Origin of the sequence: Arenivirga flava, assembly GCF_030161575.1 — a bacterium.
Lineage (GTDB): Bacteria > Actinomycetota > Actinomycetes > Actinomycetales > Microbacteriaceae > Arenivirga > Arenivirga flava.
In genome coordinates this window covers 347,494-366,560 of record NZ_BSUL01000001.1, presented here as the reverse complement: position 1 = coordinate 366,560, position 19,067 = coordinate 347,494, and the positions used below count along the sequence as shown (strand labels likewise).

The window sequence follows — 19,067 nt, the reverse complement described above, 5'->3', positions numbered from 1 at the left end:
CTCCCTCGGCGCCGGGTCTAGTTGGCCGGGCTCGACACCGGTGCGTCGAGCTCGAGGCCGTGGCGTTCGCGCATCAGGTCGACCGCTCGGGCGAGCTCCGCATCCGCTCGTGCGTCATCCCAGCCCAGGATGGGCGCGCTGATCTCGGCGAGCTCGCGCAGCAGCGCGGTGGTCACCTTGCCGGTGAACGCGAGGCTCGTACGGCGCAGGACGATGTCGTCGAGGCGTCCGACCCGCTCGTGCTCGACGAGCCAGGCGATCTCCTGCGCCGAGTAGTCGGCGGCGTTGGCGAGAGGAGCGTCGTCGCCGAGTTCGGCGATGAGCTGCTCGGCACGGGTGCCGTAGCGCTCGAGGAGCTGCTCGGCGCGCTCGCGCCCGACCGGGCCGGCGTGCTCGCCGAGCCAGACCGTGAGGGCGGAGCCGGTGACCGGGTAGTCGCGGCCCCCGCCGATCTCGCGACCCTCGGTGCTGGTGGTGCGACGGCGGCCGAGCAGCGCGAGCACCTCGCCCGAGAGGTGCTCGGCGAGCGCTCGGAAGGTCGTCCACTTGCCGCCGACCAGGCTGAGCGCCGGAACGTCCGTACCCTGCAGCGTGCCTCGCTCGATGGCGTAGTCGCGCGAGACCGAGCCGGGGCTCGCCTCGTCGTGGCGGGGCAGCGGCCGGACGCCGGAGAAGCGGAAGACGATCTGCGAGCGGTCGACCCGGATGTCGGGGAAGACATGCGAGACGAGCTCGAAGAAGTAGTCCACCTCGTCGTCGGTGCAGCGGATCGGCTCGCGCATGTCGTGCTCGAGGTCGGTGGTGCCGACCATGACCTTGCCCTTGAGCGGGTAGATGAGCACGATGCGCCCGTCGCTGTGCTCGAAGAAGATCTCGCCGCCGCCGGTCGCCGCGAGCAGCTCCGGGTTGTCGAGCACGATGTGCGAGCCCTTGGTGCCGCCCATGTAGCGGCTCGGGGTGCCGAGCGCCTCGTTGGTGAGGTCGGTCCAGGGGCCGGAGGTGTTGACGACCGCCTTGGCCGTGAAGGGGAACTCCTCCCCCGTCAGCACATCGCGCAGCACGACCGCGCCGTCCTGCGAGCCGACCGCCTCGACGTAGTTCGCCGCCCGGCCGGACTCCTGCGCTTCGAGTCCGTCGCGCAGGACGTCGAGCGCCAGGCGCTCGGGGTCGTGCATGGAGGCGTCGTAGTAGGTGGCCGTGTACTTGATGCCCGGGTTGAGTCGGGGCAAGCGGTGCAGTGACGCCTTGCGGCCGCGGAACTCGTGACGCGGCACGGTGCCGCCGCCACCGCCGGAGAAGGCGTCGTAGAAGCTGAGGCCGATCTTGATGATCGCCGCACCGCGCTCACTGGGCTTGCCGGAGCCGAGGCCGATGAACTTGAACGGCGCGTTGAGCACGCCGGAGAAGGTGGAGAAGATCGGCACGGTCGTGTGCAGCGGCTTGACGTAGTGCGGGGCGGTGCGGATGAGGCCGTTGCGCTCCTCGACCGATTCGCGGACGAGCCGGAACTCGCCGTTCTCGAGGTAGCGGATGCCGCCGTGGATCATGTGCGAGCTCGCCGCGCTGGCTCCGGAGACGAAGTCGTCCTTGTCGACGATGACGGCGTCGATGCCCTGCAGCGCGAGGTCCCAGAACGTGGCGATGCCGTTGATGCCGGCACCGATGATGAGGACGTCCGCCTCGGGGCGCTCGCGGAGGGCGCTCACGACGGGTCGGGTTCGGGTGTTCACGGAGTTCTGCTGGCTCATCGTCGGTCCATTCCGGTGCTGCTGATTCGCGTGCCGCCGCGCCGCGCCGCCTCGGGGCGCCGGGCTCGACCGGATCAGCGTGCTCCGCTCCCGGCCATCGTTGCAAGCTGAGTGGGAAAACGTGCAAGGCTGAGCGCGTGACCCCGGACACCGACCTCGACGAGCGCACCAGGACAGCGCTCCGCGCAGCGCACCTCTACTACGTGCAGGAGCTCACGATGGAGGCCATCGCTCGGGAGCTGCGGTCCTCCCGCTCCTCGGTCTCGCGGCTGCTCGCCTACGCGCGCGAGACCGGGCTCGTGCAGATCCAGATCCATTCGCCGCACGAGGGCAGGGAGCGCGTGGAACGGGAGATCCAGCGCCGGTACCACGTGCATCCGCATGTGATCCCGGTGCCCGACGCCACGAGCGACGTCGACCGGCTGGACCGGGTCGCGCTCGCCGCGGGCCGCCTGCTCGGCCGCTACGTCGACTCGAACATGCGCATCGGCATCGGCTGGGGCTCCACGATGAGCGCGCTGAGCCGTCACCTCGTGCCCAAGTCGATGCACGCGACGGCGATCGTGCAGCTCAACGGGGCCGCCAACAACCTCACGTCGGGCATCGACTACACCAGCGAGATCCTCCGCCGCTTCGGTGCGGCCTTCGGTGCCCAGGTGCACCAATTCCCGGTGCCCGCGTTCTTCGACGACCCGTCCACCCGCGACGCCATGTGGCGGGAGCGCAGCGTGGGACGCATGCTCGAGATGCAGGCGTCGCTCGACCTGGTGCTCTTCAGCGTCGGCTCGCCTACTGCCGAGGTGCCGAGTCACGTGTACCTCGGCGGCTACCTGGACGCCGCGGACTACGCCTCGCTGGCCGAGGACGGCGTGGCCGGCGACGTCGCGACCGTGTTCTACCGCGCCGACGGCAGCTCGGCCGGCATCCGTCTGAACGAGCGCGCGAGCGGGCCCAACGTGGCGACGCTGCGGCGGGCTCCCCGCAGGCTCTGCGTCGTCGCCGGCGTCTCGAAGATCCCCGCCCTGCGCGGAGCGCTGGCAGCCGGCCTCGTGACCGATCTGGTGATCGACGAGACGGCCGCGCGGCGGCTCATCGAGGCCTGAGCTCGCCCGGACCGGCCCGAGGGGTCGGAACGGCTCGCGCCGGACGGGCTCAGGCGACGACGACGCCCGCGAGGGTGCGCTTGCCGCGCCGCAGCACGGCGAAGCGGCCGTGCAGCAGCTCGGTCGGGAGCACGGCCGACTCGTCGTCGACCTTGACGTTGTCGAGGTAGACGCCGCCCTGCGCGATCGCGCGGCGAGACTCGCCGAGGCTCTTCGTGAGGCCGGCGTCGACCAGCAGCTGGGCGATGGGCGCGCCGCCGGCAGCGGATGCGCGGGGCAGCTCCGCGAGAGCCGCCTCGAGCGTGCGCTCGTCGAGCGCCGCGAGCTCGCCCTGACCGAAGAGCGCCGCCGACGCGTCGATGGCGGCCTGGACCGCATCCGCTCCGTGCACCAGGCCGGTGACCTCGTGCGCGAGCCGGCGCTGGGCCGCGCGTTTGAAGGGCTCCTCGGCCACCTGTCGCTCGTAGTCCTCGATCTCCGTGCGCGGGAGGAACGTGAACACCTTGAGGCGCGCGACGACGTCGGCGTCGTCGGTGTTGAGCCAGAACTGGTACATCGCGTAGGGGCTGCACATCTCGGGGTCGAGCCAGACGGCATTGCCCTCGCTCTTGCCGAACTTCGTGCCGTCGGAGTTCGTGATGAGCGGGGTGCCGATGGCGTGCACGCTCACGCCCTCGACGCGGCGGACCAGGTCGGTGCCGCTCGTGAGGTTGCCCCACTGGTCGCTGCCGCCCGTCTGCAGCACGCAGTCGTAGCGGCGGTGGAGCTCCAGGAAGTCCATGCCCTGCAGGATCTGGTAGCTGAACTCGGTGTAGCTGATGCCGGCATCGGAGTTGAGGCGCGCGCTGACCGCGTCCTTCTTGATCATCGTGCCGACACGGAAGTGCTTGCCGATCTCGCGCAGGAAGTCGATGGCGCTGAGCGGCGCGGTCCAGTCGAGGTTGTTGACCATGCGCGCGGCGTTGCCGCCCTCGAAGCTCAGGAAGCGCTCGATCTGGCCGCGGAGGCGGCCGACCCACTCGGCGACGGTGTCGGTGCTGTTGAGGGTGCGCTCCGCCGTGGGGCGCGGGTCTCCGATGAGGCCGGTGGAACCGCCGACCAGCCCCAGCGGCTTGTGGCCGGCGAGCTGCAGCCGGCGCAGCAGCAGGATCTGCACCAGGTTGCCGAGGTGCAGGCTGGGCGCGGTCGGGTCGAAGCCGCAGTAGTAGGTGATGGGCGGCCCGGCGAGCAGCTGCTTGAGCGCGGCCTCGTCGGTCGACACGTGCACGAGCCCGCGGTAGCGCAGCTCCTCCCAGATGTCGTCGAAGGAGGCGTCGTTCTGCTGCTCGGCGAGGGTGGGGCTGGTCACGCGCCCCATCGTATCCAGCGACCGCCGCGCGCGGGACAAGCTCCTGGGCTTGATCGGGCGAGATCAAGCTTTTAGGCTTGATGCATGTTCGTGCTCACCATCGATCAGCGGCGCAGCCGCGACGGCACCGATCGCGTCGACCACCTGATCGAGCGGCTGCGCGCGCTCGGCGGCGACGAGCTCGCCGCCGCCCCCGAGCGCACGGCCGGCGACGAGGTGCAGACCGCGACGGAGGAGCCGGAATGCGCGCTCGCGCTGCTGCTCGCGGTGCTCCGCGACGGAGGCTGGCACGTCGGCCTCGGCATCGGCTCGGTGCGCCGCCCGCTGCTCTCCAGCATCCGCAGCGGCGCGGGGGACGCATTCGTCGCAGCCCGGCGCGCGGTGGACGCCGCCAAATCCTCGCCGCTCGGTCTCGCCGTCCGCGCCGTGCCCGACCACGATGCGCCCACGGCGGAGCACGTCGAAGCCCTGATCGATCTGCTGCTCGCCGTGCGCGACCGGCGCAGCGATGCCGGTTGGGAGGTCTCCGACCTGCTCGACGGCGGGTCGACCCAGGCGCAGGTCGCCGAGCGGCTCGCGGTGACGCCGCAGGCCGTGAGCCTGCGGGCGCGCGCCGCCGGATGGCGATGGGACGACGCCGCGCGACCGGCGCTCAGTACACTGCTCGGGATGCTCGACCGCCAGCTCGATCCGCCGGAGGAACGATGACGGAGATCTCCCCCACCTTCCCGCTCGACGTGATCGCCACCATCGTGTGGCTGCTCTTCGCCGCCTGCCTGATCGCCGCGCTGATCCTCGGCGTGCAGGCGCAGCGCCGGAGCTCGCTCGCCCTGACCGTCGGCTCCATAGGGGCGGTCCTGCTGGCGGCGCTGCTGCTGGCGCTGCCCGTCGGCCCGGTCTCGACGTGGGGAGCCGTGGCGCTCATCGCGATCGGGCTCGCGACCGCCACGATCGGCGGCGCGCCGTTCGTGCGGATGGTCTTCCGACTCGCGACCAAGACGACCCGGGAGGGCGACCACGGCGGCATCCTCGTGCGGGCGAAGGCTGCCGCCGAGGCCGAATCGCGTGAGGTGCTGCGCGGCGGTATCGCCATCGGCTACCTCGAGCGCTTCGCGATCGCGGCGGTCATCGTCTTCGGCTACCCCGAGGGCATCGCGATCGTGGTGGCGGTCAAGGGCGTCGGGCGGTTCTCCGAGCTGGACGAATCGGAGGCGCGCGAGCACTTCATCATCGGGACCTTCGCGAGCCTCATCTGGGGCGTCGCGCTCGGCGCGATCGTACGGGCCGCCATCGCCTGACCCCGTCCGCTGCGCATCCGATCACCCACCCGATCGTCAGGAGGACCGGCCATGACCGGCATGCTCGCCATCGTGCAGGACCGCTACGGCGTGGACGCCCTGGCGCTCTCGAGGGTGCCGCGGCCCCAGCCCCGCCCGGGGCGCGTGCTCGTTCGGGTGCGGGCCGCGGGCATCGACGCCGGCACGCACCACCTCGTCACCGGCACGCCGAGGCTCGTGCGACTCGCCGCCGGACGCAGGGCGCCGCGCCGGCGCACCCCGGGCCTGGCCTTCGCAGGCGTCGTCGAGGATGCGGGCTCGAGCGGCCTCGCCACCGGCGACCGGGTGTTCGGCACCGCTCCGGGTGCGCTCGCCGAGCTGGTGCTGGCGGATCCTCGCAAGCTCGCCCGCGTCCCCGACGGCCTCGACCTCGAGCGTGCCGCCGCGCTGCCCGTCTCCGCCGTCGCCGCGCTCGAGGCGGTGCGCGATGCGGCGCGCGTCCGCTCCGAACAGCGCGTGCTGGTGCTCGGCGCGGCCGGCGGTGTCGGCGCGTACGCGGTGCAGCTCGCCGCCGGCGCCGGAGCCCGGGTCACCGCCGTCTGCAGCGGCCCGAAAACGGGCTTCGCCCGCGGTATGGGCGCCGAGCGGACGATCGACTACGCCTCCGAGGAGCCCACGACGCTCGACGAGCGCTGGGACGCGATCATCGACACCGCGGGCAACCGTCCGCTCGCCGCCCTGCGCGGCATCCTCGCCGAGCGCGGGACGCTCGTAATCGTCGGCGGCGAGGGCGGCGGAGCGCTGCTCGGCGGCATCGACCGGAATCTGCGAGCGTCGCTGGCCGGCATCGGCTCGAGGCAGCGGCTCCGCTCGCTGGTCTCGCGCGGGCGCGCCGCGGACCTCGAGCACCTCGGCTCGCTCGTGCGCGCCGGTCGCCTGCTCGTACCGATCGAATCGGTGCGACCGCTCGCCGAGACCGCCGCGGCGGTCGAGCACGTGGGCGCGGGGCGGGCTCGCGGCAAGACCGTGATCTCGCTGCACTGAGGCGCGCCGCGGTCAGCGGGCGGATGCGCGCGACGCGCTCGCCCGGTACGGAGACACGGACGGCTCCCCCGGCAGGTGGAAACGCCACGGATGCTCCGCTCCCCGCCCGGCAGCGCCACGCCGGTCCTCGGGCCCTGCAGCACCCGGAGCGCCGGTACCGACGGGAGCAGCTGCAGCTCGCCGCCGAGCATGCGCCCCGAGTCGTCGAGGGACCAGCCCATGACCGTGCCGAGGTTGCCGGGTCCGCGCGCCAGGTGCGCATCCGCTCGCACGCCGGGGCGCCGACGGCGTGCGATCTCGACGCCCTCGACCACCTCGCCGGCCCGGAGGAGCACCGCCGACGGCTCGCCCTCCGGCGAGAACACGATGTTCCCGCAGCGGTGGATGCCGTACGAGAGGTACACGTAGAGCGCCCCGGGCGGGCCGAACATGGGGGCGTTGCGCGGCGTGCGGCCCCGGAAGGCGTGCGAACCCGGGTCCTGCGAGCCCAGGTAGGCCTCGACCTCGGTCAGCCGCACGGCCACCGCGCCGTCGGCGTCGGTGCGCCGCAGCACGGCACCGAGCAGCAGCGGGGCGGCCGACAGCGCATCGCGCCCGTCGAACAGCCCCGCCGCCGATGCGGTCGTCACGCCAGCCGCGCGAGCACCGCCTCGAGACGAGGCGCGATGCCGGCCAGCTGGCGCTGCACGCTGGCGGGCGAGGTGCCGCCGCGGCCGTCGCGCGCGGCGATGGAGCCGGGCACGCTGAGCACGGCCTTGACCGCGGGCGTGAGGTGCGGCGAGACCTCGGCGAGCTGCTCGTCCGAGAGCTGCTCGAGCGTGATGCCGCGCTGCTCGCAGTAGCCGACCAGCTCGCCGGTGATCTCGTGGGCGTCACGGAAGGCCACGTGCTCCTTGACGAGCCACTCGGCCACGTCGGTGGCCAGCGAGAAGCCCGCGGGGGCGAGCTCGGCCATCCGCTCGGTCTCGAAGGTCAGCGTGGCGATCATGCCGGTGAAGGCCGGCAGCAGCACCTCGAGCGTCTCCACCGAGTCGAACACCGGCTCCTTGTCCTCCTGCAGGTCGCGGTTGTACGCGAGCGGGAGGCCCTTGAGGGTGGCGAGCAGACCGGCGAGGTTGCCGATGACGCGCCCGGACTTGCCGCGGGCCAGCTCGGCGATGTCGGGGTTCTTCTTCTGCGGCATGATCGACGAGCCCGTCGACCAGGCGTCGTGCAGCGTGACGAAGCCGAACTCGGCCGTCGACCAGAGGATGACCTCCTCCGCCAGGCGCGAGACGTTGACGGCGATCATGCTCGCGATGAACGCGAACTCGGCCGTGACGTCGCGGCTGGCTGTGCCGTCGATCGAGTTCTCGACCGCGCCGGCCAGGCCGAGCTCGCGGGCGACGAGCTCGGCGTCGAGGCCGAGCGTGCTGCCGGCGAGGGCTCCGGAGCCGTAGGGCGAGACCTGGGCGCGCGTGGACCAGTCGGCGAGGCGCTCGAGGTCGCGGACGAGGGGCCAGGCGTGCGCGAGGAGGTGATGCGCGAGCAGCACCGGCTGGGCGTGCTGCAGGTGGGTGCGGCCCGGCATCGGCGCCTCGGGGTGCTCCGCGGCGCGCGCGGCCAGCACCCGCACGAGCTCGGCGACATCGGCGCCGATCACGCGCGCGTGGTCGAGCAGGTAGAGGCGGATGAGCGTGGCGATCTGATCGTTGCGGCTGCGGCCGGCGCGCAGCTTGCCGCCGAGCCCGGCGCCGGCGATCTCGATGAGGCCACGCTCGAGGGCGGAGTGCACGTCCTCATCCGACTCCGCCGCCGTGAAGCCGCCCGCGGCGACGCGGCGGCCGAGCTCGTCGAGGGCGGCGTGCATGTCCGCGAGCTCGTCGGTCGTCAGGTACCCGGCTGCGGCGAGCGCCGTGGCGTGCGCCTTCGACCCGGCGAGGTCGTAGGGGGCGAGCTGCCAGTCGAAGTGGGTGGACTTGCTGAGCCGGGCGAGCTCGGGGGCGGGGCCGTCGCTGAAACGGCCTCCCCAGAGGGCTCCGGCCTCGGACGCGCGGTTGGTAGTCATCGGTGGACGATCCTAGCTTCGGGGTTCGGCGGGGCGCTGCGTCGGCACGCGCCCGAGGTCGGCGACGCGGTTGCTGATCCACGTCAGGGGTCGCTCGAGCGGCCCCTTGCCGAGCAGCAGCCACCACAGCGTGCAGAAGGCGACGATCGGCACGGCGTAGGCGAGGTACTGGCCGGGCCCGCGGTGGACGAGCCAGAACTCCACGCCGAGGACCCAGAGCACGACGATGTGCGCGGTGTACGCCGTGAGGGCGAGCGCCCCGGTGGCGGCGACGGGCGCGAGCATCACGCGCAGCGGCCCGGTCGCGAGCAGGCACAGGGCGAGGACGGCGAGCGCGAACCCGCTCGACCCGATCGCCTCGAAGGTCGAGTCGCTGTGCGGGCCGGCGCTGAGCAGCTCGAACGGCTCGGCGAACAGCGACTGCAGGCTGCCGGCGATCGCGGGGTCCCGCTCGAGCAGCGAGCCGGCCAGCGCGCCGGCGGTGTAGCCGACCGCGGCGAGCGCCGCGCCGACGGCGAGCAGCAGGAGCTGCACGCGCCGCTCGCCCAGCGCGAGGCGGCCGATCCCGAGACCGAGCAGCGTGTAGCCGAACCACACGAGCGCCGGGTAGTAGCCGGTGATCAGCAGGTCGAGGAACGGCAGCTGGTCGGCGCCCGAGCCGAGCAGGCCGGACCAGAGCGACTGCCGCACCCACGGCATGACGAGCATCCAGACCCCCGCCGCGATGAACAGGGTCGAAGGCCGCGCGCGCAGCACCGGCAGCGCGAGCAGGAACAGGACGGCGTAGTACTCGAGGATCACGGCGATGGGCGTGCCCAGCGAGGTGAGCACCGAGCCCAGCGCGAAGATCGCCATGGCGCGCACGGCGATGCGCATCCGCGCCCGGCCGAGCTGATCGTGCGGGCGCCGTCCCCCGGAGAGGATCGCGAGCGAGACGCCGGCGAGGACCGCGAAGAGGATCGACGAGCGCCCATCGACGACCTCGGTCCAGGTGCCGGGCTCGGCCCAGTCGAAGGGCGTCGTGATGAGCATGTGCGAGGCCAGCATGCCCAGCACCGCGAGCCCGCGGGCGACGTCGACGCCGATGATGCGCGACGCGCGCAGGCGCGAGGCCGAGCCCCGCACCCGCGCGACGGCGGTCACGCGGCGCTCCGCTCCAGAAGCCAGACGAGCAGCGCCTTCTGCGCGTGGAGGCGGTTCTCCGCCTCGTCCCAGATGACGCTCTTCGGGCCGTCGATGACCTCGGCGGCGACCTCGTACCCGCGGTACGCGGGCAGGCAGTGCAGGAAGATCGCGTCATCCGCGGCGCGGGCCATGAGCGCGGCGTCGACGATGTAGTCGGCGAAGACGGCCTGTCGGACGGCCTTCTCGTCCTCCTGGCCCATGGAGACCCAGGTGTCGGTCGTCACGACGTCCGCACCGGCGGCGGCCGCGGCCGGATCGGTGGTGACCGTCACCGATCCCCCGGTGCCCGCGGCGATCTCCGATGCGCGCCGAACGATCGCGGGATCGGGCAGGTACCCCTCCGGGGCGCCGACGCGCACGTGCAGACCGGCCGTGGCCCCGGCGAGCAGGTACGAGTGGGCCATGTTGTTGGCCCCGTCGCCGACGTAGGCCAGCGCGAGGCCGGCGAGGGCGCCCTTGTGCTCGCGGATGGTCAGCAGGTCGGCGAGCAGCTGGCACGGATGGAAGTCGTCGCTGAGCGCGTTGACGACGGGCACCGTCGTACCCTCCGCCATCTCCTCGAGGCCTGCCTGGGCGAAGGTGCGCCACACGACGGCCGCGACCATCCGCTCGAGCACGCGCGCGGTGTCGGCGATCGACTCCTTCGCACCGAGCTGGCTCTCGCCGCCGCCGATGATGAGCGGCACGCCGCCGAGGTCGGCGATGCCGGTCGCGAAGGAGACGCGGGTGCGGGTGGAGGTCTTGTCGAAGACCACCGCGACGGTCTGCGGGCCGGCGAGCGGCTTGGCGGAGAAGCGGTCGGCCTTGAGCGCGAGGGCGAGATCGAGCACCTCGGCCTGCTCGGCCGGGCTCAGATCGTCGTCGCGCAGGAAGTGCCGGGTCATGCGTGAGCCTCCAGGGCGTCGGTGAAGAGGGCGATGAACTCGTCGATCTCGGCGTCGCCGACGATGAGCGGCGGAGCGATGCGGATGGTCGACTCGTTGGCCGCGTTGACGATGAGACCCAGGTGCTGGGCCGTGGCGCGCAGCTCGGTGGCGATGGGTGCCGTCAGGGCGATGCCGAGCAGCAGTCCCCGCCCGCGCACCTCCTCGACGAGCGGCGACCCGATGCCGGCGATGCGCTCGATCAGCTGCTGCCCGCGCGCCGCGGCGTTCGCGATGAGGCCGGAGCGCTCGATCTCGGCGAGCACGGCGAGGGCCGTGCCGGTCGCGAGCGGGTTGCCGCCGAAGGTGCTGCCGTGCATGCCGGCCTGCAGCAGGTCGGCAGCGGACTCGAAGGCGATCAGCGCGCCGATCGGCACGCCGCCGCCGAGGCCCTTGGCGACCGTGATGGCGTCGGGCACGATGCCGTCGTGCTGGAAGCCGAACCACGCCCCGGTGCGGCCGATGCCGGTCTGGATCTCGTCGACGATGAGCAGCGCGCCGTGCTCGGTGGCCAGCTCGCGCGCCCGGCGCAGGTAGCCCTCGGGCAGCGGTCGCACGCCGGCCTCGCCCTTGATGGGCTCGAGGATGAGCGCGGCGACGTCGTCGCCGAAGCCCGCCTCGAGCGCCTCGAGCGTGGAGTCGAGGTGGTCGATGCCCTGGATGAGCTCGCCGAAGGGCTCGCGCTGCGCCGGCTTGCCGGTGAGCGCCATCGTGCCCGTCGTGCGGCCGTGGAAGCCGGCGTTGAGCGCGAGGATGCGGGCCTTGCCGGTGGCGTGACGGTGCAGCAGCGCGAGCTTGAGCGCCGCCTCGTTGGCCTCGGCCCCGGAGTTGCCGAAGATGACGCGCCCGGCGTCGCCGGCGCCGCTGATCTGCAGGAGCCGCTCGGCGAGGCCGAGCTGCTGCGGCGTCGTGAAGTAGTTCGAGACGTGGGCGAGCGTCGCCGCCTGGCGGCTGATCGCCTCCACCCAGACCGGGTGCGCGTAGCCGAGCGCGTTCACCGCGATGCCGGCGAGGAAGTCGAGGTAGCGCTTGCCGTCGACGTCCTGCACCCAGCAGCCCTCGCCGCGCTCGAGCATGGTGAGCGGGGGCGCGAAGGAGCGCATCATCGCGTCGGCGTAGCGCTGCCGCCACGCGGTCGTGTCGATGCTGGTCGTGGAGTCGGTCGTGCGGGTCATGCGGTCACATCCGTGGGTTCGTTGGGGTCGACGGTCGCCAGGGGCACCACCTCGGTGCCGATCCCGCTTCGGGTGAAGATCTCCAGCAGGATCGAGTGGGGTCGTCGACCGTCGATGATCGCGGCCTTCGCGACGCCGGCGTTCACGGCGTCCAGGCACGCGGTCATCTTGGGGATCATGCCCGACTCGAGGCTCGGCAGCAGGGCGGTGAGCTGCTCGACGTCGATGTGCGAGACGAGCGAGTCGCGATTCGGCCAATCCGAGTAGAGACCGGCGACATCGGTGAGGATCACGAGCTTCTCGGCGCCGAGCGCGGCCGCGAGCGCCGCGGCGGCGGAGTCCGCGTTGACGTTCAGCGATTGGCCGGGGGCGTCGACGTCCGGCGCGATCGACGAGACGACGGGGATGCGCCCCGCCTCGATCTGCGTGAGCACCGCCTCCGGGTCCACACCGACGACGTCGCCGACCAGGCCGAGGTCGACGGACTCGCCGTCGATGACGACGCCCTTGCGGCGGCTGCGGAAGAGCCCGGCGTCCTCGCCGCTGATGGCGGCGGCCATCGGTCCGTGCTCGTTGATGAGCGTCACGAGCTGCCGGCTGATCTGGCCGGTCAGCACCATGCGCACGACGTCCATCGCCTCGGGCGTGGTCACCCGGTAGCCGCCGCGGAACTCGCTCTCGATGCCGAGCCGGTCGAGCATCGACGAGATCTGCGGGCCGCCGCCGTGCACGACGACCGGCTTGAGCCCGGCGAGGCGCAGGTAGACCATGTCCTCGGCGAAGGCGCGCTGCAGCTCCTCGCTCACCATGGCGTTGCCGCCGAACTTGATCACCACGATGCGGTCGCGGAAGGCCTTGAGCCAGGGCAGCGACTCGATGAGCGTGGCCGCCTTGAGCGCCGGGTCGAAGTCGGCCAGGGACTGCTGCTGTTCCGTCATCGTCTCAGCTCGAGTAGGCGCTGTTCTCGTGCACGTAGTCGTGCGTGAGGTCGTTGGTCCACACCGTCGCCTGCGCGGCGCCGGCGTGCAGCTCGATGAGCAGGTGGGTGGCGCGCGGAGTCAGGTCGACCTCGTCGCGCGGCCGGTCGGGCTCGCCCGCGTGGCACACGCGCACCCCGTTCATGCTGACGTCGACCGCGTACGGGTCGAACGCGGCCGAGGTGGTGCCGATGGCCGCGAGCACGCGGCCCCAGTTGGGGTCGTTGCCGAAGACGGCGGCCTTGAAGAGGTTGTTGCGGGCGACCGAGCGGCCCACCTCGACGGCCTCGTCCTCGGTTGCGGCGCCGACGACCTCGATGGTGATGTCGTGGCTCGCGCCCTCGGCGTCGGCCTGCAGCTGCGTCGCCAGGTCGGCGCATACCGCCGTGAGCGCGTCGGTGAAGTCGGCGAGGTCGGGACGGATGCCGGAGGCTCCGCTCGCGAGCAGGGTCACCTGGTCGTTGGTCGACATGCAGCCGTCCGAGTCGAGCCGGTCGAAGGTCACCCGCGTGGAGGCGCGCAGCGCGGCGTCGAGATCGGCGGACGGGAGGTCCGCATCCGTGGTGATCACCACGAGCATCGTGGCGAGGCCGGGGGCGAGCATGCCGGCGCCCTTGGCCATGCCGCCGATCGTCCATCCGTCGCCCTCGTGCACGGCCGTCTTCGGCACGGTGTCCGTGGTCATGATGGCGCGGGCCGCATCCGCTCCCCCATCGGCGCTCAGCGCGGCATGCGCCGCGGTCGAGCCCTCGGTGAGCTTGGCCAGATCGAGCTGCTCGCCGATGAGCCCGGTGGAGCAGACCTGCACCTCGCCGGCGCCGATGCCGAGCAGCGCGGCGACGTGCTCGGCCGTGGCGTGCGTCGTCTGGAAGCCCTGCGCACCGGTGAAGCAGTTCGCGCCGCCCGAGTTGAGCACGATGGCCCTGGCAGCGCCGCCCTTCATGGCCTCCTGCGACCAGAGGATGGGGTTGGCCTTCGCGCGGTTCGCGGTGAAGACCGCGGCGGCGGCCGTCGAGGGGCCCTCGTTGACCACGAGGGCGAGATCGGCGGCGCCGCTCGACTTGAGGCCGGCGGTCACGCCGGCGGCGAGGAAGCCCTGGGGCGCGGTGACGGTCACGGGGCGACTCCGTTCAGCGGGAGGCCGAGGCCCTCGGGCAGGCCGAGGGCGACGTTGGTGGATTGGATGGCGGCGCCGGCGGTGCCCTTGACGAGGTTGTCGATGGCGACGATGGCGACGACGCGGCCCGCGGCCTCGTCGACGCCGACGCCGACGAGCGCGGTGTTGGCCCCGACCGTGTCGGCGGTGCGCGGGAAGACGCCTTCGGGCAGCAGCTGCACGAAGGCCTCGCCGTCGTACGCCCGCTCCCACGCATCGCGGATGTCGACGGCCGTGACCCCGGGGCGGATGCGGGCGGTGCAGGTGGCGAGGATGCCGCGGGCCATCGGCACCAGGATCGGCGTGAACGACAGGCGCACCGCATCCGCTCCCGCATGCCGCAGGTTCTGCGCGATCTCGGGGATGTGCCGGTGCGTGCCGCCGACGGCGTACGGATGCGCGCTGCCGAGCATCTCGCTCGCGGAGAGGTCGACCCTGGTGCTCTTGCCGGCCCCGGACGGACCGACCGCGAGCACGGCGACGAGGTCGTCGGTCTCGATGAGGCCCGCGCTCACGCCCGGCGCGAGAGCCAGGGAGACCGCGCTCGCGTTGCAGCCGGGCGCCGCGATGCGCCTGGTGCCGGCGAGCTGCTCGCGGACGCTCGTGCCCGCGCGGGGCAGCTCGGGCACGCCGTAGGTCCACGACCCGTGATGCTCGCCGGGGTAGAAGGCCGCCCAGTCGGCGGGGTCCTCGAGGCGGTGGTCCGCGCCGCAGTCGACGACGAGCGTGCCCTCGGGCAGGGCGGCGGCGATCTCGCCGGACGCGCCGTGCGGCAGTGCCAGGAAGACCACGTCGTGACCGGCGAGCACCTCGGGGGTGGTCGGCTGCAGGATCATCGATCCGTAGGAGCGGAGGTGGGGCTGCACGGCGACGAGCGGCTGTCCCGCGTTGCTGTGGGCGGTGACGGTGCGCACGTCGAGCTCGGGGTGGCCGGCGAGCAACCGCAGCAGCTCACCGCCGGCGTAACCGCTCGCGCCCGCGATGGCGACGGAGAAGGGCATGGGTCCAACTTACTGTTCGAGAGGGGCGGGAGACTTCACCGGCGGCACCTCGCGAACGCTGGGAGCGCTCAGGGACGAGGCGACGCCCGACGACGTCGCTGCGCGCGACGCGCGGTGATCTCGATACCCATGGGGAACAGCATAGCCCCCTCGCCGGCGGGGTTCGGGTTCCTGCCGGGAGGGGGCTCTCGTCATGCTGTCGAGCGGACCGGGACGGGAGGGCGCCCGTCGGGGTGGTTCCGGTCCGATGCTCGTGGAGGGGTTCGGGTTCCCTCCGTCAGCGTCGGGTTCGGGTTCCCTCCGCTGGTGAACACTCTGCCGGTCCCGCCTCAAGGCGGGACCGGCAGGAGGCTCAAGATTCGCGAAACTTCGTCCGCACCGCGATCACTCGCGCTGGCTCGCTCCGTGCCGCTCGGCGGCGAGAGCGGCACCGGCGTCCTTGGCCCCGCTGGCCTCGGCCGCCGTCAGGGTGCGGTCCTCGGCGCGGAATCGCAGCGCCAGCGTGAGCGACTTCTCGCCCTCGGCGACGCCCTGCCCGCGGTAGTCGTCGACCAGGCGCGCGAGCTCGAGCAGTTCGCCCGCGCCCTCCACGACCGTCGCGATGAGCTCGCCCGCCGGCAGCTCGACGGGCACCACCAGCGAGAGGTCCTGCGTCGCAGCCGTCTGCGTGGACAGCGACGCCGCCTGCACGACGGCGGGAGCGAGGCGGATGACCGCGTCGAGGTCGACCTCGGCCACCGCGACGCGCTTGGGCAGGTGCGCCGCCTCGGCGAGGGCGGGCAGCAGCTCGCCGGCGACGCCCACGACCTCGCCGCCCAGCAGCAGCTCGGCGGTGCGGCCGGGGTGGAAGCCCTCGCGCTGCGCCTGGCGGATCTCGAACGATGCGCCGACGGCGACGGAGAGCGCGTCGATGGCGGCGAGGGCATCGCCCAGGCCGGCGACGAGCGCCTCCTGTCCGGGCTGCTTCGGCGTGATCGCACCGGTCAGCAGCAGCGCGAGGCGCCGCGGCTGCTCGGGCAGCCCCTGCTCGATGGCCGCGAACTGCTCGGCGCTGGGCTTGGCCGCTCCCACCGGCAGCGCGTCGATGCCGTCGCCGTCGCCGGGCAGGAAGACGTTGCCGATCTCGAAGAGCGCCAGGTCGGTGGTGCCGCGCGCGAGGTTGCGATGCGCGGCGCCCATCAGGCCGGGCAGCAGGCTGCGGCGCAGCAGCGGCGCCTGGCCGTCGAGCGGGTTCGCCAGCTTGACCGTCGGGGCGTCGCCGTCGAACAGCGCGACCTCGGAGGCCGTCTGGAACGGGAAGCTCAGCACCTCGACGAGCCCGGCAGCCGCCAGCGCGTCGGCGCTGCGGCGGCGCAGCAGCTGCTCGCGGGTGAGACCGCGGCCTGACGGCGCAGTCGGGAGGATGGAGGGGATCCGGTCGTAGCCGTCGATGCGGGCGACCTCCTCCGCCAGATCGACCGGCACCGCGAGGTCGGGGCGCCAGCTCGGCGGCGTGACCAGCAGGGCGTCCGCGGTCGACTCGACCGCGCATCCGATCTCCTCGAGGATCGCCCGCACGCGCTCCTGCGCGTAGACGACGCCGACGAGGCGGTCGGTGAAACCGTGCGGGAACGCGATCGCCTCGCGCGGCGCCGCCTCGCCGACGACGGCGCCGAGCTCGACGGCGTGCGCGCAGCCGTGCTCGACCAGCAGGTCGACGACGCGCTGCGCGGCCGCCTCCGCGACGTGCGGGTCGACGCCGCGCTCGAAGCGCTTGGACGCCTCGCTGGGCAGCTTGTGCCGGCGCGCGGTGCGAGCGATGGAGACGGGGTCGAAGACCGCGGCCTCGACCAGCACGCGGGTGGTGCCGGCCGAGATCTCGGTGCTCGCGCCGCCCATGACGCCGGCGAGGCCGATGGGGCCCGAGCCGTCCGTGATGAGCAGGTCCTCGACGTGCAGCGTCCGGACCTGGCCGTCGAGGGTCTCGAGGGTCTCCCCGCCGCCGCGCGACGCACCAAGATGCCGCCGGTGAGCGCGTCGAGGTCGTAGCCGTGGATCGGCTGGCCGAGCTCGAGCATCACGTAGTTGGTCACATCGACGGCCAGCGAGATCGAGCGGATGCCCGCCAGGCTCAGCCGGGCGGTGATCGATGCGGGGGTCGGCCGGCTCGCATCGAGCCCCTCGACCGCCCGCGCCACGAAGCGCACGGCGCCGTCGCGACCGCGGATCGGGGCGTCGTCGCGCAGGACGACGTCGAAGCCGGTGGGAGCAGCGGCCCGGCCGCGCTCGCCCGGCTCGGCGGCCGGGTCGGTGAACGGCGTGCCGGTGGCGTGGGCGTACTCGCGGGCGAGGCCGCGCACCGAGAAGGCGTAGCCGCGGTCCGGCGTGACGTTGACCTCGACGGCGACGTCGTCCAGGCCGAGCAGGGCGATCGCGTCGGTACCCGGCTCGGGATCGAGACCCAGCTCGACGAGCCGTAGGATGCCGGCGTGCTCCTGCCCGAGGCCGAGCTCCTTGGCCGAGGCGATCATGCCGTCGGAGACGTGGCCGTACGTCTTCCGGGCCGCGATCGGGAACGGGCCGGGCAGCACCGCGCCGGGCAGGGTGACCACGACCTTGTCGCCGGGGTGGAAGTTGCCGGCGCCGCACACGATGCCGCGCGGCTCGGCCTCGCCGACATCCACCTGGCACCAGCGGATCGTCTTGCCGTTCGACTGCGGCTCCTCGACGAAGTCGACCACGCGGCCGACCAGGATCGGGCCGGTCAGGCCGAAGCCGTGCACGTCCTCCTCCTCGAAGCCGACCGAGACGAACGCCTCGTGCACCGCCTCGGGGGTCGTGTCGGCGGGCACCTCGGCCCACTCGCGGAGCCAGCTGAGCGGTACGCGCATCAGACCACCATCCCGAACTGCTCGCTGAAGCGCACATCGCCCTCGACCATGTCGCGCATGTCCTGCACCCCGTTGCGGAACATCAGGGCGCGCTCGACCCCCATGCCGAAGGCGAAGCCCTGGTACTCGTCCGGGTCAATGCCCGCGGCCCGCAGCACGTTGGGGTTGACCATGCCGCAGCCGCCCCACTCGATCCAGCGAGCACCGCCCTTGAAGGTCGGGTGCCACAGGTCGAGCTCGGCGCTCGGCTCGGTGAACGGGAAGTAGTTGGGGCGCAGGCGCACCTTCGCTTCCTCGCCGAACAGCACCTTGACGAAGTGGTCGAGCGTGCCGCGCAGGTGCGCCATCGTGAGGCCCTTGTCGATGGCGATGCCCTCGATCTGGTGGAACGCGGGCAGGTGCGTGGCGTCGAACTCGTCGGACCGGTAGACGCGCCCGGGAGCGACGACGTAGACCGGCAGCTCACGACTCAGCAGCGCGCGCAGCTGCACCGGCGACGTGTGGGTGCGCATCACGAGGTGGCGGTCGACCGGGTCGACGAAGAAGGTGTCCTGCATCGCCCGCGCGGGGTGGTCCGGCGGGAAGTTGAGGGCGTCGAAGTTGAACCACTCGTTCTCGAGCTCGGGGCCCTCCGCGACCTCCCAGCCCATGCCGACGAAGACGTCGGCGATCTGCTCCTGCACGAGGGAGATCGGATGGCGGGCGCCCACCCGGCGACGGCGCGCCACGGCGGTCACATCCACGGTCTCCGCCAGCAGCGCTGCCTGCTCCTCGGCGGCGACGATCTCGGCCTCGCGCGCGGCGAAGGCCTGGTTCACGCGGCCGCGGGCCTGGCCGACGAGCTTGCCGGCGGCGGCCTTCTGCTCCGGGGCGACCTGGCGCATGGCGCCGTTCAGACGGGCGAGGGGCGAGGACTCGCCGAGGTGGGCCGTGCGGACCGCTTTGAGGGCCGTGGAGTCGCCGGCCGCGGCGATGGCCGCGACGGCCTCCTCGACCGCGGCGCCGACAGCGTCCTCGGTGATGGGATTGGGCTCGGACACGAGGAGAGACTCTATCTGACCTCCTCCGCTCGAAACGCTTAGGTCCGGAGAGCAGAGCGGGCCGGACTCGGCCCGGCCCGCCCTCTACGTCAACCCTGCGTCTGCTGCCAGACGCTTCGGTGGGAGACAAGCGTTGCGGGGAATACGCACTTTGCATCCGACACCGACGTTGA

The 19,067-nt window shown here is 72.8% G+C and carries 14 protein-coding genes and 2 pseudogenes; 4 read left to right on the top strand and 12 right to left on the bottom strand.

Annotated features, from left to right (window positions below; genetic code table 11):
* Nucleotides 1-17: 17 nt before the first annotated feature.
* Nucleotides 18-1,748, bottom strand: a complete 1,731-nt coding sequence (locus QQK26_RS01840) for a glycerol-3-phosphate dehydrogenase/oxidase (RefSeq protein WP_284229453.1) — start codon at nucleotides 1,746-1,748, stop codon at nucleotides 18-20.
* Nucleotides 1,749-1,885: 137 nt separating this feature from the next.
* On the opposite strand from QQK26_RS01840, the gene QQK26_RS01835 reads away from it, so the two are divergent.
* Nucleotides 1,886-2,851 carry a sugar-binding transcriptional regulator gene (locus tag QQK26_RS01835; protein WP_431307974.1) on the top strand — a complete coding sequence of 322 codons (966 nt, stop codon included), beginning with the start codon at nucleotides 1,886-1,888 and terminating at the stop codon, nucleotides 2,849-2,851.
* A 49-nt stretch (nucleotides 2,852-2,900) separates the two neighbouring features.
* On the opposite strand, the gene tyrS is transcribed toward QQK26_RS01835, so the two are convergent.
* The gene (gene tyrS, locus QQK26_RS01830) at nucleotides 2,901-4,199 is read right to left on the bottom strand and encodes a tyrosine--tRNA ligase (RefSeq protein ID WP_284229450.1); all 1,299 of its coding nucleotides are present in this window, start codon (nucleotides 4,197-4,199) and stop codon (nucleotides 2,901-2,903) included.
* Between the two features lie 84 nt (nucleotides 4,200-4,283).
* On the opposite strand from tyrS, the gene QQK26_RS01825 reads away from it, so the two are divergent.
* Genes QQK26_RS01825 through QQK26_RS01815 form a run of 3 tightly spaced genes read left to right on the top strand, consistent with a single transcriptional unit; the run spans nucleotide 4,284 to nucleotide 6,520 of the window.
* Nucleotides 4,284-4,907, top strand: coding sequence for a DNA-binding protein (locus QQK26_RS01825; protein WP_284229447.1), 624 nt, complete (start codon nucleotides 4,284-4,286; stop codon nucleotides 4,905-4,907).
* Nucleotides 4,904-5,497 (top strand): hypothetical protein, encoded by a 594-nt coding sequence (locus QQK26_RS01820; protein ID WP_284229445.1) that lies wholly within the window; start codon nucleotides 4,904-4,906, stop codon nucleotides 5,495-5,497. Before QQK26_RS01825 ends, QQK26_RS01820 begins: the two co-directional genes overlap by 4 nt.
* Nucleotides 5,498-5,548: 51 nt before the next feature.
* Nucleotides 5,549-6,520, top strand: coding sequence for an NAD(P)-dependent alcohol dehydrogenase (locus tag QQK26_RS01815; protein ID WP_284229443.1), 972 nt, complete (start codon nucleotides 5,549-5,551; stop codon nucleotides 6,518-6,520).
* A gap of 12 nt (nucleotides 6,521-6,532) precedes the next feature.
* Here QQK26_RS01815 and QQK26_RS16365 read toward each other — a convergent pair.
* From QQK26_RS16365 to pheS, 10 genes and pseudogenes are all read right to left on the bottom strand, one after another.
* A pseudogene (locus QQK26_RS16365) lies at nucleotides 6,533-7,125 on the bottom strand (DNA-3-methyladenine glycosylase).
* 20 nt (nucleotides 7,126-7,145) lie between these two features.
* Nucleotides 7,146-8,567 (bottom strand): argininosuccinate lyase, encoded by a 1,422-nt coding sequence (gene argH, locus QQK26_RS01805; RefSeq protein WP_284229441.1) that lies wholly within the window; start codon nucleotides 8,565-8,567, stop codon nucleotides 7,146-7,148.
* Nucleotides 8,568-8,579: 12 nt separating this feature from the next.
* The gene (locus tag QQK26_RS01800) at nucleotides 8,580-9,710 is read right to left on the bottom strand and encodes a heparan-alpha-glucosaminide N-acetyltransferase domain-containing protein (protein WP_284229439.1); all 1,131 of its coding nucleotides are present in this window, start codon (nucleotides 9,708-9,710) and stop codon (nucleotides 8,580-8,582) included.
* Entirely contained in the window at nucleotides 9,707-10,636 is a 930-nt protein-coding gene (argF, locus tag QQK26_RS01795; RefSeq protein WP_284229437.1) for an ornithine carbamoyltransferase, read from the bottom strand. The genes QQK26_RS01800 and argF overlap by 4 nt, the downstream gene beginning before the upstream one ends.
* Nucleotides 10,633-11,850 carry an acetylornithine transaminase gene (locus QQK26_RS01790; RefSeq protein ID WP_284229435.1) on the bottom strand — a complete coding sequence of 406 codons (1,218 nt, stop codon included), beginning with the start codon at nucleotides 11,848-11,850 and terminating at the stop codon, nucleotides 10,633-10,635. The genes argF and QQK26_RS01790 overlap by 4 nt, the downstream gene beginning before the upstream one ends.
* Nucleotides 11,847-12,788, bottom strand: a complete 942-nt coding sequence (argB, locus tag QQK26_RS01785; protein WP_284229433.1) for an acetylglutamate kinase — start codon at nucleotides 12,786-12,788, stop codon at nucleotides 11,847-11,849. Before argB ends, QQK26_RS01790 begins: the two co-directional genes overlap by 4 nt.
* Before the next feature lie 4 nt (nucleotides 12,789-12,792).
* Nucleotides 12,793-13,944: a bifunctional glutamate N-acetyltransferase/amino-acid acetyltransferase ArgJ gene (argJ, locus tag QQK26_RS01780; protein WP_284229431.1), complete on the bottom strand. Its 1,152-nt coding sequence runs from the start codon at nucleotides 13,942-13,944 to the stop codon at nucleotides 12,793-12,795.
* Nucleotides 13,941-14,984, bottom strand: coding sequence for an N-acetyl-gamma-glutamyl-phosphate reductase (gene argC, locus QQK26_RS01775; protein WP_284229429.1), 1,044 nt, complete (start codon nucleotides 14,982-14,984; stop codon nucleotides 13,941-13,943). The genes argJ and argC overlap by 4 nt, the downstream gene beginning before the upstream one ends.
* Before the next feature lie 384 nt (nucleotides 14,985-15,368).
* Nucleotides 15,369-17,854: pseudogene (gene pheT, locus QQK26_RS01770) on the bottom strand (phenylalanine--tRNA ligase subunit beta).
* Nucleotides 17,854-18,894 carry a phenylalanine--tRNA ligase subunit alpha gene (pheS, locus tag QQK26_RS01765; RefSeq protein ID WP_284229422.1) on the bottom strand — a complete coding sequence of 347 codons (1,041 nt, stop codon included), beginning with the start codon at nucleotides 18,892-18,894 and terminating at the stop codon, nucleotides 17,854-17,856. Before pheS ends, pheT begins: the two are co-directional and overlap by 1 nt.
* Nucleotides 18,895-19,067: the final 173 nt, after the last annotated feature.

Bases quoted from the DNA above. Each gene is read 5' to 3' on its own strand.
- QQK26_RS01840 (WP_284229453.1), bottom strand. From the start codon at position 1,748: ATGAGCCAGCAGAACTCCGTGAACACCCGAACCCGACCCGTCGTGAGC.
- QQK26_RS01825 (WP_284229447.1), top strand. From the start codon at position 4,284: ATGTTCGTGCTCACCATCGATCAGCGGCGCAGCCGCGACGGCACCGAT.
- argF (WP_284229437.1), bottom strand. From the start codon at position 10,636: ATGACCCGGCACTTCCTGCGCGACGACGATCTGAGCCCGGCCGAGCAG.
- QQK26_RS01790 (WP_284229435.1), bottom strand. From the start codon at position 11,850: ATGACCCGCACGACCGACTCCACGACCAGCATCGACACGACCGCGTGG.
- QQK26_RS01815 (WP_284229443.1), top strand. From the start codon at position 5,549: ATGACCGGCATGCTCGCCATCGTGCAGGACCGCTACGGCGTGGACGCC.
- argB (WP_284229433.1), bottom strand. From the start codon at position 12,788: ATGACGGAACAGCAGCAGTCCCTGGCCGACTTCGACCCGGCGCTCAAG.
- QQK26_RS01820 (WP_284229445.1), top strand. From the start codon at position 4,904: ATGACGGAGATCTCCCCCACCTTCCCGCTCGACGTGATCGCCACCATC.
- argC (WP_284229429.1), bottom strand. From the start codon at position 14,984: ATGCCCTTCTCCGTCGCCATCGCGGGCGCGAGCGGTTACGCCGGCGGT.
- argH (WP_284229441.1), bottom strand. From the start codon at position 8,567: ATGACTACCAACCGCGCGTCCGAGGCCGGAGCCCTCTGGGGAGGCCGT.